This window comes from Aeromonas sp. LsrichE-8G, from assembly GCF_022869435.1.
Lineage (GTDB): Bacteria > Pseudomonadota > Gammaproteobacteria > Enterobacterales > Aeromonadaceae > Aeromonas > Aeromonas caviae.
Genome location: NZ_JALIHH010000118.1, coordinates 16,631 through 30,210 on the forward strand (window position 1 = coordinate 16,631; position 13,580 = coordinate 30,210).

Genomic DNA, 13,580 nt, shown 5'->3' on the forward strand with positions numbered 1-13,580 from the left:
AGGGAACGCGGTATGTCCGAACACCTTCTTTATCTGGTTCAGCAGTTGCTGAACGGATTGACCATAGGCAGCACCTATGCGTTGATCGCCATCGGCTACACCATGGTCTACGGCATCATCGGCATGATCAACTTCGCCCACGGCGAGGTCTACATGATCGGCTCCTATGTCGCCTTCATGGTGATGGCCGGGCTCATGATGATGGGCATCGACAGCACCGTGCTGCTGCTGGGGGGCGCCTTCCTGGTCAGCATCATCATCACCGGCAGCTATGGCTGGTCCATAGAGCGGGTGGCCTATCGTCCACTGCGGGGCGGCAACCGCCTGATCCCCCTCATCTCCGCCATCGGCATGTCGATCTTCCTGCAGAACATGATGCGGATGGCCCAGGGCTCGCGTGACATCGCCATGCCCACTCTGATCTCCGGGGGCTGGACCCTCAGCGGCGAGGATGGCTTCCAGGCCAGCCTCTCCTACATGCAGCTCATCATCTTCGTGGTGACCTTCGTCACCATGCTGGCGTTGACCCAGTTCATCGGCCGCTCCCGCATGGGGCGTGCCTGCCGTGCCTGTTCCGAAGACATCAAGATGGCCAACCTGTTAGGGATAGACACCCACGTGGTCATCTCCATCACCTTCGTGCTGGGGGCCGCCCTGGCCGCCGTCGCGGGGGTGCTGCTCGGCATGTACTACGGTGTCATCAACCCCTATCTCGGCTTCATGGCGGGCTTGAAGGCCTTCACTGCCGCGGTATTGGGCGGCATCGGCAGCATTCCCGGTGCCGTACTGGGCGGCCTGCTGCTCGGCGTGGTGGAAGCGCTCACCGCGGGCTATCTCAGCACCGAGTACAAGGATGTGATGGCGTTCGCCCTGCTCATCTTCGTGTTGCTCTTCATGCCCACCGGCATCCTGGGTCGTCCGGAGGTCGAGAAGGTATGAAAAACCAATCTATGCATGCCCTCGTGCTGCTGTTCATGACCATCACTGGCATTCTCGGCCGTCCGGAAGTGGAGAAAGTCTGATGAAACGTCAATTTATCCATGCCTGCATCGCCAGCCTGGTGCTGCTGGTGCTCTCCTTCTGGCTGCTCGGCTTCAAGCTGGAGACCGATGGCTCCCGCCTGCTGGTGGTGAGCCGCCTCGATGTGTCGCTGGCCTGGCTGCTGGGGGGCGCCACCATCGTCTTCTGGTTCCAGATGCTGCGCGGCCAGATAAGCCGGCTGTTCCAGGCTTCCATCAGCGGCTTCTCCGTCGGCTTCACCAAGCTGGTGCTGCCAAGCCCCGAAGAGGCCCCCAAGCTCTATAACCTCACCGCCGTGCTGGTGCTGCTGTTTGCGGTGAGCTGGCCCTTCATGGCCTCTCGCGGCGCCATCGATCTGGCCACCCTCACCCTGATTTACATCATGCTGGGGCTGGGACTGAACGTGGTGGTGGGCCTCGCCGGTCTGCTCGACCTCGGCTACGTCGGCTTCTATGCGGTCGGCGCCTACAGCTACGCCCTGCTCAACACCTACTTCGGTCTGAGCTTCTGGGAGTGTCTGCCCATCGCCGGTCTGCTGGCGGCCACCTTCGGCTTCCTGCTCGGGTTCCCGGTGCTGCGGCTGCGGGGGGACTACCTGGCCATCGTCACCCTGGGCTTTGGCGAGATCATCCGCATCCTGCTCAACAACATGACCACCCTGACCGGCGGTCCGAACGGGATCTCCGGCATTCCGAAACCGACTCTGGGGGGGCTCGAGTTCAACCGCACCGTCAAGGACGGGGGCTTTGGCACCTTCCACGACTTCTTCGGCATCGCCTACAACGCCAACCACAAGGTGATCTTCCTCTACCTGATGGCCCTGGTGCTGGTAGTGGCGACCCTGTTCGTCATCAACCGCCTGCTGCGCATGCCGCTCGGCCGTGCCTGGGAGGCGCTGCGGGAAGACGAGATCGCCTGTAAGTCCCTGGGGCTCAACCCCACCATCATCAAGCTGACCGCCTTCACCATAGGCGCCTGCTTCGCGGGCTTTGCCGGCAGTTTCTTCGCCTCCCGCCAGGGCTTCATTAGCCCGGAATCCTTCGTCTTCATCGAGTCGGCCATCGTCCTTGCGATTGTAGTGCTGGGGGGCATGGGATCCCAGATCGGGGTGGTGCTGGCTGCCATCGTGATGACGGTGCTGCCGGAGCTCGCCCGCGAGTTCAACGAATATCGCATGCTGATGTTCGGTCTCTTGATGGTATTCATGATGATCTGGCGGCCGCAGGGACTGCTGCCCATGAGTCGACCCCATATGGAGCTGCGTAAATGAGCAACAATCAACCATTGTTGGATGTCTCAGATCTGTCGATGCGCTTTGGCGGCCTGCTCGCGGTCAACGGCGTCAAGCTGGATGTGGAAAAGGGGGAGGTGATCTCCATCATCGGCCCCAACGGGGCGGGCAAGACCACCATCTTCAACTGCCTGACCGGCTTCTATCGCCCGAGTGGCGGTGTCATTCGCTACAAGGGTGAGGAGATCCAGGGGCTGCCCGGCCACCTCATCGCCCGCAAGGGCATTGTGCGGACTTTCCAGCACGTGCGCCTGTTCAAGGAGATGACAGCGGTGGAAAACCTGCTGGTGGCCCAGCACAGGCATCTCAATACCGGCTTCATCGCCGGCCTGTTCAAGACCCCCTCCTTCCGCCGTGCCGAGAAAGAGGGGCTGGAGCAGTCCGCCTTCTGGCTGGAAAAGGTGGGCCTCAAGGATCTCGCCAACCGCGCCGCGGGGAACCTGGCTTACGGCCAGCAGCGCCGCCTCGAGATCGCCCGCTGCATGGCGACCCGGCCCGAACTGCTGATGCTGGATGAACCGGCCGCAGGCCTCAACCCCAAGGAGACCGATGAGCTCAACGAGCTCATCTCCAACCTGAGGGACGAGTTCGGGGTCTCGGTGCTGCTGATCGAGCACGACATGAAGCTGGTGATGGAGATCTCCAACCGCATCTTCGTGGTCAACCAGGGCACCCCGCTGGCCCACGGCAAACCGGACGAAATCCGCAGCAATCCGGCGGTGATCAAGGCCTATCTGGGCGAGTCGTAAGGACAAAAAGATGTTAGAACTTCGCAACGTATCGACCCACTACGGCAAAATTCAGGCGCTGCACGACGTCAGCGTCGAGGTGAAAGAGGGGGAAATCGTCACCCTGATCGGCGCCAACGGCGCCGGCAAGACCACTCTGCTGATGACCCTGTGTGGCGAGCCCAAGCCCAGCAGCGGTTCCATCTGGTTCGAGGGGGAGCAGATAGACTCCCTCACCACCGCCCGCATCATGCGCAAGGACATCGCCGTGGTGCCAGAGGGGCGCCGCATCTTCGCCCGCCTCACGGTGGAGGAGAACCTGCTGATGGGGGCCTTCTTCGTCGACAAGGCGGAGCAGCGCGGCCTGCTGGATCAGATTTTTACCCTGTTCCCCCGCCTGCACGAGCGGCTGGAGCAGCGGGCAGGCACCATGTCCGGCGGCGAGCAGCAGATGCTGGCCATCGGCCGCGCCCTGATGAGCAAGCCGCGCCTGCTGCTGCTGGATGAACCCTCCCTGGGACTCGCGCCCATCGTCATCCAGCAGATCTTCGACACCATAGAGCAACTGCGCCAGAAGGGGATGACCATCTTCCTGGTGGAGCAGAACGCGAACCAGGCGCTCAAGCTGGCGGATCGCGGCTATGTGCTGGAGAACGGCCGGGTGGTGCTGCAAGACACGGGGGCGGCCCTGCTGGCCAACCCGGCAGTGCGCCAGGCCTATCTCGGCGGCTGAGGATGCAGCAACCATCGTCACCCTTCCCCTGCCGCGCTCCCCGAGCCCGGCAGGGGAGCAGCCCCCCGCCGAGGAGCACATTGTGAGCCGTGCGCGGGCGACGCAGGATCAGCACCACTTCTGGCACGATCCCGCCCTGCCCTTCATCGAGGCGCGGGCGGTGCAGGATGGCCGGCGCGTCTGCTATGACAAGCACAGCCACCCCCACTTCTCCATCGGTGCCATCACCGGCGGCCACAGCCACTACCTCAACCAGCGCAGCCTGCAAGAGGTCGGCCGCGGCAGCCTGGTGCTGATGAACCCGGAAGAGGTGCACGCCTGCAATCCCGTCGCGGACCAGCCCTGGTCCTATCTGATGTTCTATATCGACAACCTCTGGTTGCAGCGCCAGCAGGAGGAGGCCGGGCTCGGCAACGCGTTTCGCCCCTTCGACATGACCGCAAGCCGGGATCCCCTGCTCTACCAGGGGCTCTGCCGGCTTCACCGGCAACTGGTGGAGGAGCCGGATCCCCTGGCTCGCGAAGTGGCCTGCCACCTCTTCAGCCGCCAGCTTCTGGCCAGGCTCACCCCGGCCAAGTGGGATGACCGCCCTCCCCGGCACCTGCAGCGAGCCGCCGAGCTGATGCAGGACGAGAGTGCCTGCGCCCTCACCCTGGCACAGCTGAGTGCGGTGGCCGGGCTTACCCCTTCCCACTTCGTGCGCGCCTTCAGCCGCCACTACGGCATGACGCCCCACGCCTACCTGCTCGATCAACGCATTCGCCACGCCCGCACCCTGCTGCGCCAGGGGCAGCCCCTGGCGGAAGTGGCCCTTGCCAGCGGTTTTGCCGATCAGGCCCACTTCCAGCGCCAGTTCAAACGCCGGGTGGCCGCCACCCCGGGCCAGTACAGAGCGCAGCTCGCCCCTCAGGACGAGCGCACCAGATAGGCGGCGCTGAGCAGCAGCAAGAGCGCCATGGCCCGATTGAACCAGCGCAACCGGCGGGGAGAGACCAGCCACCCCTGCAATCGGCTGCCCGCATAGGCCCAGCAGGCGATGGAGCCGAGGCAGATCACCAGATAGATGCCGGTAAAGAAAGCGATCTGGCTCATGCCGCCCGCGATCCCATAGGCTCCCATCCCCATGCTGGCGGCGAGCCAGGCCTTGGGATTGAGCCACTGCATCAAGGCCCCGTACCAGAAGGCGGGGGGCACACCCTCTACTTCCTTCACCTCGCCGCTGTCCACCAGCAACTGCCAGGCCATCCAGCCGAGAAAGAGCACGCCGCCCCAGTGAATGGCCCCCAGCGCCACAGGCCAGCGGGACAGGGCGCCGCCAAGACCCAGCCCCATCAGCAGGAGCAGCAGGATGAAGCCGAGGGTGGCCCCCACCACGTGGCGCAGGCTGGCCGTGAAACCGTACCGGGCGCCGGTGCCAAGGGCGACCAGATTGACCGGCCCCGGGGAGATGGACATGGCCAGGGCAAACCCGGCCATGGATAACAGCAGACTGAATTCCATGGATGATGCTCGTTCAATTGAGGGAAGCCCGAGCCTACCCGGCCCGGGCGGCACGATATTGAAGAAAATTGCGATCCCCTGGATGCCGCCCCCATTGCACACTTAGCGCAAACCGCCGCTTGCGGTAAACTGCCCTTCAACCCTCCATTTTCAGGACATCTCAATGGACCAGTTTGCCCATATCAGCGCCCATGATGCCCACCAGAAGCTGAGCGCAGGCGAAGCCCGTCTCGTGGACATTCGCGATCCCCAATCCTTCGAGACGGCCCACGCGGTCGGCGCCTTCCACCTCACCAACGGCACCCTGGTTCGCTTTATGAACGAGGTGGACTTCGATACCCCTGTCATCGTGATGTGCTATCACGGCAACAGCAGCCAGGGGGCGGCCCAGTATCTGCTGCAACAGGGCTATGACGAGGTCTATAGCCTGGATGGCGGTTTCGAGGCCTGGCGCAAGGAGTTCCCCATCCAGGCGGGGGACGCATGACAGAGGCGGGTCGTTCCTCCTCGACCGGCATGATCCAGCTGCTGGTGCTGGGCGACGCCCGTATGGCCCAGGCGCTGGTGGATTATCTCGCTACCCTGGGCATTCCGTGCGAGCTGACCCAGTCCGAGCTTGGCGTCTCGGTCTGGCTGGCGGACGAACGGCGCCTCGCCCAGGCCCAGCAGGAGGTCAAACGCTTCCTGAGCGAACCCAATCACCCCCGCTACATGGAGGCCTCCTGGCAATCCGGCCATGCCGATGCCCGGATCGACTACAGCAAGGGGATGACGGATCCGGTCACCGATTTCCTCCACCAGGCGGGCCCCCTGACCCTGGTGGTCATCATCGCCTGCCTGGCCATCTACGCTCTGGATGCCATCGGCCTGCCCATCTTCGACGAGCTCGCCTTCCATCCCACCCTGGCCCAGTTCACCGATTGGCAGGCCTGGCGCTACGTCACCCCGGCCTTCATCCACTTCTCGGTGCTGCACCTGGTGTTCAACCTGTTGTGGTGGTGGTATCTCGGTGGCCAGATAGAGCAGCGCCTCGGCAGCGGCAAGCTGTTCATACTGCTCATCGTCGGGGCTGCCCTGCCCAATATCGCCGAGTTCTTTGCCAGCGGCCCGCGCTTTGGCGGCCTCTCCGGGGTGGTCTATGCCCTGCTCGGCTACAGCTGGCTGCGAACCAGGCTTCAACCGGATTGCGGCCTCGCCATGCCGCCAGCCCTGATGGGCTTCATGCTGGTCTGGCTGGTGCTCGGCTTCTTGGACATGCTCGGCACCCCCACCGCCAACATGGCCCATTTGGTCGGCCTGCTGGTCGGCCTTGCCCAGGGCTGGCTGGACAGACACCACAGGCCGGGGTGACGCCTGGTTGCCGGCAACGGCTCGGCAACCATAGCGACCACCAACATAGCTCACCGGCGGGCCTGCTGATCGGCCTTGCCCAGGGCTGGCTGGACAGGCACCACAGGCCAGCCTGAGCCGATTTGCCATAAAAAAACGCCGCCCCAAGGGGCGCAATGCTGTTCACTTAAGAGAATTTGAGTTCCAGTCTACGTAGTATCAGGACAAAAAATCGAGGGAGGCATGATGCCTCCCTCTTTCTATTGCAAGCCCCGCTGGATAAAGGCTGGAGGAAGATCGACTGGACACAGCCTTGCCCCCTCAACTCAAATCCAATTTATGAATAATCAGTCAAAAAAGTGCTTATCTGAACAGCATTGCGCCCCAAGGGGCGGCGTTTTTATTGGTCGGCCAGCTTACTGCTTGAGCAGGCTGCCGTCGGTCACCTTGACCGCGGTACCGCCGCTTGCGAAGAAGCTGCCGAACTGGGTCTGCATCTCGGTGGTGACGGCGCCGGTCGGATCGAAGTTCTCGTCCGGTGCCAGCAGCGAGCTGTGACCCCCGGCCACGAAGCGGGCCGCTCTGTGGTTGGCGGCGCCGGTGGCGGTCAGCGGCTGCAGGGCCAGGACCTTGAACAGCGGCTCGGTGCCACCCAGCGGGGCGGTGGCGATGCTGTTCGGGATCACTCGATCCGACAGGCTCAGGGCGCCGTCGCCGACGATTTCGGTGGCAAACAGCGGGAAGTCCGCCGCGATGCCGCTCCCCAGGTTGATGGGGTCTGCCGAATCCAGCACCGACTGCGCCGCGAAGCTGTAGCTCTGCAAGGTGCTGGCCGCCGTGGCCTGGGTGGCCGCATCCTGGCTCGGCAGGAACTCGTTGACGAAGCAGGTCGGCACCGCCGTCTTGCAGTTCGGGGCGTAGGCGGTGAAGGCTGCCTTCAGGGCCGCACTGCCAGCGGTCAGCACGCTCATCTGGATGGTCGGGCCGAAGGTCGGCGAGTTCAGCAACAGCGGCGCTATGCCGCCACCCGGCATGGCCAGGCCGCCAGTGTCGAACTTGAACAGGGCGTCTGCCGTCGGGTTGCCAACAGACTGGTTGGCCACCGCCAGCAGGTTGGCTCCCGCGATGGCACCCAGAGAGTGACCCAGGAAGTGTACCTTGAGGCTGCCTGCGGTGCCGATGGCACCCTTGGCATTGGCCAGCCCCACTGCCAGACGCAGGCCCAGCAGATCCGCCACGCTCTGTTTCAGGTTGTCGCGGGCCACGGTCAGGTAGCTCAGGTTCAGGTAGGGGGTCGGGTTGTCGGAGGTGGTCACCGAGTCCATGCTGCCGGTCAGGGCGAAGCCGCGTTCACCGTGCAACGGATGATCGATCACCACCACGGCCACGCTCTTGCTCGCCTGGGCACCGGCACCAATCTGGCCAAGGGCCAGCGCATAGGCGTTCTCCTTCACCGAGGTGACGCCGTGCTGATAGATGATCACGTCGGTGATGTTCGCCAGCGGTGCGGCGGCGAAGATCCGCATCGGGACGGACTGCACCTCTTCCAGTGCCGGCAGCGGGTTGAAGCGCCCGATATTCATCTCGGGATCCAGCGCCTTGCCGCCAGAGGTGAGGGTCACCCCGATCAGCTTGCTCGCCTCCGCCAGCAGCTCGGCCTGACGGCTCGGATCGGCGATGAGTTCGCCCAGCAGGGCCGGATCCACACCCGCCCCCACCAGGCCGCCGATCACTTCGGCATCCTGGGCCTTCAGGGCGTTCGCGATGGCGTAGAGGCTGGGGATGGCACCGTGCCAGGACTGGGTCTTCGCCTTGTCCCAGGAGCCGGCGGTGGCCGGGGAGGAGAGGAAGTAGGGCAGCTTGACGGTGCCGGTATAGACCTGAGTCATGCCAGCCAGGCCTTTCAGTTGCGGGTTGGCGTCAACGGCGGCGGCAATCGCATCCTTCTGCTCCGGGGGCAGGAAGTTCTCGGCATCCAGCTGGGTCAGGAAGGGGCTGCCGCCGCTCACCGACAGGGTATAGGTGCCAGGCAGGCTGGTATTGCCCAGGGCGTCCTGCTTCCACAGGGCGGCAGCGTCCAGGGTCGGGCTCTTGAGCACGGATGCGGCCGCCCCTTTCACCGCCACCAGCACGTCGGCGCCGGACTGGGTACCGAACCAGTCGGAGAAGATCACGTGGTCGCTGGTGATGCCGGTGGCAGCCTTGAACAGCCCTTCCTGCAGCGCAATCAGGCCGCTGATGGTCTGCTCCTGGGCGTTGCTGCCGGTGCTGGTCTTGTAGTTGCTGTAGTCGCTACCCGGTCGCAGGGGGGCACCCGTGCTGTCTTTGAGGGTATCGGTCGCCACTATCATGTAGTAGGAAGAGGGGTTGAGCGGCTTGAGCGGCACCAGATTCAGCTTGCCGGTCGTCTCGGCCACCACGAAGTCCACCCCGTAGGTCAGCACCTTTTTCACGCCGCTCGGACGCAGGGCCGCACTGTCAAACTCCAGCTCCATCAGGTAGAGGGGTGCCACGGAGGCTGCGAATTCAGCAGCGGCCGGCGCCTTGACCTGGATGCCGGAGGCCGTCACCGGCACTATCTGGATCGCCTGGGTAGTCGACCAGCCATCCAGGGTGGAGAGGGCGGACACCGGGTTGGAGAGATCCGCCGTTTCCGTGGAGAATTTCAGGGTACCGTCGGTCGCACGGGCTGCCAGGGCGCTGGGTCGGACCGCATTGGATCCGCTCAGCAGATAATCGAGATAGCTTGAGGTATCGCCTGTGTTGTCGTCACTGCCACCACAACCGCTCAGCAGCGCACTGACGACGGCCGCATAAATTAGCTTTTTCTTCATATCCTTATCTCTTTTATGTTGTTATCCATGATGAGCCTGACGGGGTAGGGTTCAAACCCGACCGAATCATATTAACAGCAACGCAACAATTAATAAGCCTCTGGTCAGTCATCTGATCTGATTTTTTTGTGTACACCATCAAGGAATTGGAATTGATTCCCGGTGTCACAGGGTAGCAGCCAGGGTCCATCAACCAGACCCGACCAGAGCCCGATGGGATCCATGGCGCAAAAAGCCGCCCCGATCTCGGCAAAGGGGACGATTTGTCGGTAGAATGGCGCCATTGCTTAAGGAGACCCCCATGATCGACCCGAAAAAACTGGAAGAGATCGCCAAACAGATACACAACGCCCTGCCCCCCGGCATTCGCAGTATGGGTGAAGAGGTGGAGAAAAAGACCCGTCAGGTCTTGCAGGCTCAGCTCAACAAGCTGGATCTGGTGAGCCGCGAGGAGTTCGACGTGCAGACCAAGGTGCTGCTGCGCACCCGGGAGAAGCTGACCGCCCTCGAGGCCAAGCTGGCCCAGCTCGAGCAGCAGCTCGCTGCCAAGGGCGAATGATCCGGCGTGACCCGCCGTAGATAGCACAAACCCCAGCCAGGCTGGGGTTTGTCGTTTTTATGGGGACAACGAGTTTCTCATCCCCCCTTCTCTCGCAAGACGATAAGGGGGCAGATCGACGCTCTGCGGTTGGCCGTGGTCAGATAAACTCGTAGGCATCGCCGAAGATGCGCTCGGGCTCGGCGCCCAGCACCTTGAACTCTTCCCGCGCGGCACCGGCCATCTCGAAGCGGCCCGCCACATAGATGTCGTAGTCATGCAGGCTGACGAAGTCATCCATGATGGCCTTGTGCACCAGCCCGGTCCTGCCGGTCCAGTCGCTCTCGGGCTCCTGCACCACGGGAATGAAGGTCAGCGGCGCGTAGTCGCGCTCCCACTGCTGCATCTGCTCCAGCTCGTAGAGCCAGTGCGCCTGGCGTACGCCCCAGTAGAGGAACACCGGACGCTTGCTGCCGCTGCCGATCAGGTATTCCAGGATGGCGCGGGCATAGGAGAAGCCGGTGCCTCCCGCCATCAGGATCAGCGGTCGGGGGGATTCGTCGCGCAGGAACGCCTTGCCGGCGGCCAGCTCGACCTCGATCTCTCCCTGTTCGCGCATGCGGGCCAGCACCTGACCGGCATAGGCATTCTCGGGAGTGGCACCGATCTGCAGCTCCAGCACGCCGGAGCGGGTCGGCGAGTTGGCGATGGAGAAGGGGCGCTTGTCCGAATCGCTCATCACCACCAGCAGATACTGGCCCGGCTTGAAGCTCACCTCCTGCTGCGGCGCCAGCGCCACGTGCCAGATGGTGTCGACATATTCGCGCAGTTCCTCTACGCGGCACTTGATACGTTGCATTCTTGTCCTTGTGAGGGGCCTGCCCGGCCCGCTTCGCTCATGGTTTCACTGTTTTTATGGCGACCAGTTGGTGGTCAGGTCCGTCGAGCATACCCAATTCGGCACGGCAATACCGCACTTTTGCATCACAATGGCCGCGCCGCATCGGGGATCCCTCAGTCGAGGATCTTCAGCTCGTCCCAGATGGCATCGATCTTCTGCTTTACCGCCTCGTCCTGGACGATGGGCTGCCCCCACTCCCGGTTGCTCTCCCCCGGCCACTTGTTGGTGGCATCCAGCCCCATTTTGGAGCCGAGCCCGGAGACCGGCGAGGCGAAGTCCAGGTAGTCGATGGGGGTGTGCTCGATCAGGGTGGTGTCCCTGGCCGGATCCATCCGGGTGGTGATGGCCCAGATAACGTCCTTCCAGTCCCGGGCGTTGATGTCGTCATCGCAGACGATCACGAACTTGGTGTACATGAACTGGCGCAGGAAGGACCAGACCCCCAGCATCACCCGCTTGGCGTGGCCCGGGTAGCGCTTCTTGATGGTCACCACCGCCATCCGGTAGGAGCACCCCTCCGGCGGCAGGTAGAAATCCACGATCTCGGGGAACTGCTTCTGCAACAGCGGCACGAACACCTCGTTGAGCGCCACCCCGAGCACCGCCGGCTCATCGGGCGGACGGCCGGTGTAGGTGCTGTGGTAGATGGCATCCCGGCGCATGGTCATGTGGGTGATGGTGAAGACCGGGAACTCGTCCACTTCGTTGTAGTAGCCGGTGTGATCGCCGTAAGGCCCTTCGGGGGCCATCTCCCCCGGCTCCAGATAGCCTTCCAGCACGATCTCGGCGCTGGCGGGCACTTCCAGATCGCAGCTCAGCGCCTTCACCACCTCGGTACGGCTGCCCCGCAGCAGACCGGCAAAGGCGTATTCGGAGAGGCTGTCCGGGACCGGCGTCACCGCGCCCAGGATGGTCGCCGGATCGGCGCCCAGCGCCACCGCCACCGGGAAGCGTTCGCCCGGGTGGGCCTCCTGCCACTCGCGAAAATCGATGGCGCCGCCCCGGTGATCCAGCCAGCGCATGATCAGCTTGTTCTTGCCGATCTTCTGCTGGCGATAGATGCCGAGGTTCTGCCGCTTCTTGTAGGGACCGCGGGTGATGGTCAGACCCCAGGTGACCAGGGGCGCCACATCCCCGGGCCAGCAGTGCTGGATGGGGATCTGATCCAGATCCACCGCGTCCCCTTCCAGCACCACCTGCTGACAGGGGGCCGAAGAGAGCCGCTTGGTCGGCATGTTGAGCACCTGCTTGAAGATGGGCAGCTTCTCCATCAGCTCCTTGAGCCCGCGAGGCGGCTCCGGCTCTTTCAGGTAGGAGAGCCAGGTCCCCACCTGGCGCAGGGCGCTGACGTTGGGCTGGCCCATGCCCATGGCAACCCGGTCCGGCGTGCCGAACAGGTTGGTCAACACCGGCATGGTGTAGCCCTTGGGATTCTCAAACAGCAGAGCCGGGCCCCCCGCACGCAGGGTACGGTCGCTGATCTCGGTCATCTCCAGATAGGGGTCTATCTCGCGACTGATGCGCCTGAGCTGTCCGTTTTGTTCCAACTGCGCGATAAAATCACGCAAGTCCTTGTATTTCATGCAAGTACCCCAGCGGGATCAGGTGGTCCCGCATTATAACCCTGGCGGCGTATCCGGTGTACCCGTATCGGACCTCATGACGGACGAGGCGTGTCGCCGCTCCTGAAGCGTCAGCCGGTTTGCCAATTGACCCAGGAGCCTGGGCTCGTCCATCTGCAACAACAGGCCGGCCACCAGCCCGCCATACTGGTGCTTGCCGAGTTCGGCCAGGAGGAACTGCTGGGCCCCGTCCGGCAAGGGGGAGAGGCGGCTGAGCTGGTGCAGGGCGGGGACCATCAGGCGGCTGTTCTGGCTGGCGGCGATCAGCAGATCGCTCGCCTCCTGCCCTGAATAAAAGCGGGAAATGGTGTGTAGTGCAGTCAGGCTATCGTGATCCACTGGCTGACGCCACAGCTTGAGGTAGAGTGCCGTCTCCCCGGTCTGTTCGATGAAGTGCAGCAGCAACTGGTTGTCCGGCAGGAAGAGATTGAGGGCGGCAAGCCGCTGCGCCTCCCGGCGCAACACGGATACCGGCTGCCGATCGAGCACCGCCAGCAGGGCCTGCTGCTGCTGTGCCAGCTCGGGATTGCGGCTGTAGTAGACCTGCTTGAAGTCGAAGCGATCCTGCTCCAGCAACTGGCGATAGTTGTCCTGCCAGGCCAGCTGCTGCCAGTGGCTCAGCACCAGCCGGGCCTCGGCGGGGAAGTCATAGGCGGGTAGCTGCACCAGGAAACCGTCCACCTTCCCTTCCACCAGCCATTGTGGCGCCTTGGCCGCTTGTGCCCGCACCCAGGCCAGCAGCGCCGGGCTCGGTGCGCCCGATGACTTGAGCTCACCCAGCAACTGGAACAACAGGAACTCCCGCTGCCCCACCGACAGGGTCTCGAGCAACGCGTCCATGGCATCAAACTGCCCGAGCGCCATGCGGCCGTCCAGGTACGCCCGATGCCCCTCCAGTCCCTCGTCCGCCACCAGGGGAGCCTGCAATTGCGGCGGGGAATCGGCATGCACCGGGGCCGCCAGCCACAACCAACCCATCCATATGAACAACACCAGCTTCATGACGTCCCTTTCCTTGTGACATCGAGGCTTCATACTACTAAGCCAGCCGTGAAATAGATAAACAAAAACCGCGACCTGGGCC

The 13,580-nt window shown here is 63.5% G+C and carries 13 protein-coding genes; 8 read left to right on the forward strand and 5 right to left on the reverse strand.

Features of this window, described 5'->3' with window-relative positions; translation table 11 throughout:
• The first annotated feature begins 12 nt into the window (after positions 1–12).
• The 5 genes from livH (at position 13) to MUW49_RS16515 (ending at position 4,700) form a co-directional block, all read left to right on the forward strand.
• Positions 13–939 carry a high-affinity branched-chain amino acid ABC transporter permease LivH gene (livH, locus tag MUW49_RS16495; RefSeq protein ID WP_244812983.1) on the forward strand — a complete coding sequence of 309 codons (927 nt, stop codon included), beginning with the start codon at positions 13–15 and terminating at the stop codon, positions 937–939.
• Positions 940–1,021: 82 nt separating this feature from the next.
• Complete coding sequence (locus MUW49_RS16500; protein WP_039041002.1) at positions 1,022–2,290, forward strand: high-affinity branched-chain amino acid ABC transporter permease LivM; 1,269 nt, start codon at positions 1,022–1,024, stop codon at positions 2,288–2,290.
• The gene (livG, locus tag MUW49_RS16505) at positions 2,287–3,060 is read left to right on the forward strand and encodes a high-affinity branched-chain amino acid ABC transporter ATP-binding protein LivG (protein WP_010672381.1); all 774 of its coding nucleotides are present in this window, start codon (positions 2,287–2,289) and stop codon (positions 3,058–3,060) included. Before MUW49_RS16500 ends, livG begins: the two co-directional genes overlap by 4 nt.
• A 10-nt stretch (positions 3,061–3,070) precedes the next feature.
• Positions 3,071–3,772: an ATP-binding cassette domain-containing protein gene (locus MUW49_RS16510; protein ID WP_201872455.1), complete on the forward strand. Its 702-nt coding sequence runs from the start codon at positions 3,071–3,073 to the stop codon at positions 3,770–3,772.
• A gap of 82 nt (positions 3,773–3,854) precedes the next feature.
• A complete protein-coding gene (locus MUW49_RS16515) occupies positions 3,855–4,700 on the forward strand; it encodes an AraC family transcriptional regulator (RefSeq protein WP_069652902.1) in 846 nt (281 codons plus the stop codon).
• Here MUW49_RS16515 and MUW49_RS16520 read toward each other — a convergent pair.
• Entirely contained in the window at positions 4,679–5,272 is a 594-nt protein-coding gene (locus MUW49_RS16520; protein WP_232092720.1) for a LysE family translocator, read from the reverse strand. The genes MUW49_RS16515 and MUW49_RS16520 overlap by 22 nt on opposite strands.
• 163 nt (positions 5,273–5,435) lie before the next feature.
• Here MUW49_RS16520 and glpE point away from each other — a divergent pair, with 163 nt between their 5' ends.
• Positions 5,436–5,759: a thiosulfate sulfurtransferase GlpE gene (gene glpE, locus MUW49_RS16525; protein ID WP_244812984.1), complete on the forward strand. Its 324-nt coding sequence runs from the start codon at positions 5,436–5,438 to the stop codon at positions 5,757–5,759.
• A gap of 29 nt (positions 5,760–5,788) precedes the next feature.
• The gene (gene glpG, locus MUW49_RS16530; RefSeq protein WP_049636383.1) at positions 5,789–6,622 is read left to right on the forward strand and encodes a rhomboid family intramembrane serine protease GlpG; all 834 of its coding nucleotides are present in this window, start codon (positions 5,789–5,791) and stop codon (positions 6,620–6,622) included.
• A 395-nt stretch (positions 6,623–7,017) separates the two neighbouring features.
• Here the strand turns inward: glpG and MUW49_RS16535 are convergent, their stop codons facing one another.
• Positions 7,018–9,435 (reverse strand): VolA/Pla-1 family phospholipase, encoded by a 2,418-nt coding sequence (locus MUW49_RS16535; RefSeq protein ID WP_244812985.1) that lies wholly within the window; start codon positions 9,433–9,435, stop codon positions 7,018–7,020.
• A 301-nt stretch (positions 9,436–9,736) separates the two neighbouring features.
• Here MUW49_RS16535 and MUW49_RS16540 point away from each other — a divergent pair, with 301 nt between their 5' ends.
• Positions 9,737–9,994: an accessory factor UbiK family protein gene (locus MUW49_RS16540; RefSeq protein ID WP_010672374.1), complete on the forward strand. Its 258-nt coding sequence runs from the start codon at positions 9,737–9,739 to the stop codon at positions 9,992–9,994.
• Positions 9,995–10,133: 139 nt separating this feature from the next.
• Here MUW49_RS16540 and fre read toward each other — a convergent pair whose 3' ends face one another.
• The 3 genes from fre to MUW49_RS16555 all read right to left on the reverse strand — a co-directional run bounded on the left by fre (position 10,134) and on the right by MUW49_RS16555 (position 13,498).
• A complete protein-coding gene (gene fre / locus MUW49_RS16545) occupies positions 10,134–10,832 on the reverse strand; it encodes an NAD(P)H-flavin reductase (protein WP_010672373.1) in 699 nt (232 codons plus the stop codon).
• Positions 10,833–10,987: 155 nt separating this feature from the next.
• Positions 10,988–12,457, reverse strand: a complete 1,470-nt coding sequence (gene ubiD, locus MUW49_RS16550) for a 4-hydroxy-3-polyprenylbenzoate decarboxylase (RefSeq protein WP_010672372.1) — start codon at positions 12,455–12,457, stop codon at positions 10,988–10,990.
• Positions 12,458–12,490: 33 nt separating this feature from the next.
• Positions 12,491–13,498, reverse strand: a complete 1,008-nt coding sequence (locus MUW49_RS16555) for a hypothetical protein (protein WP_244812986.1) — start codon at positions 13,496–13,498, stop codon at positions 12,491–12,493.
• Positions 13,499–13,580: the final 82 nt, after the last annotated feature.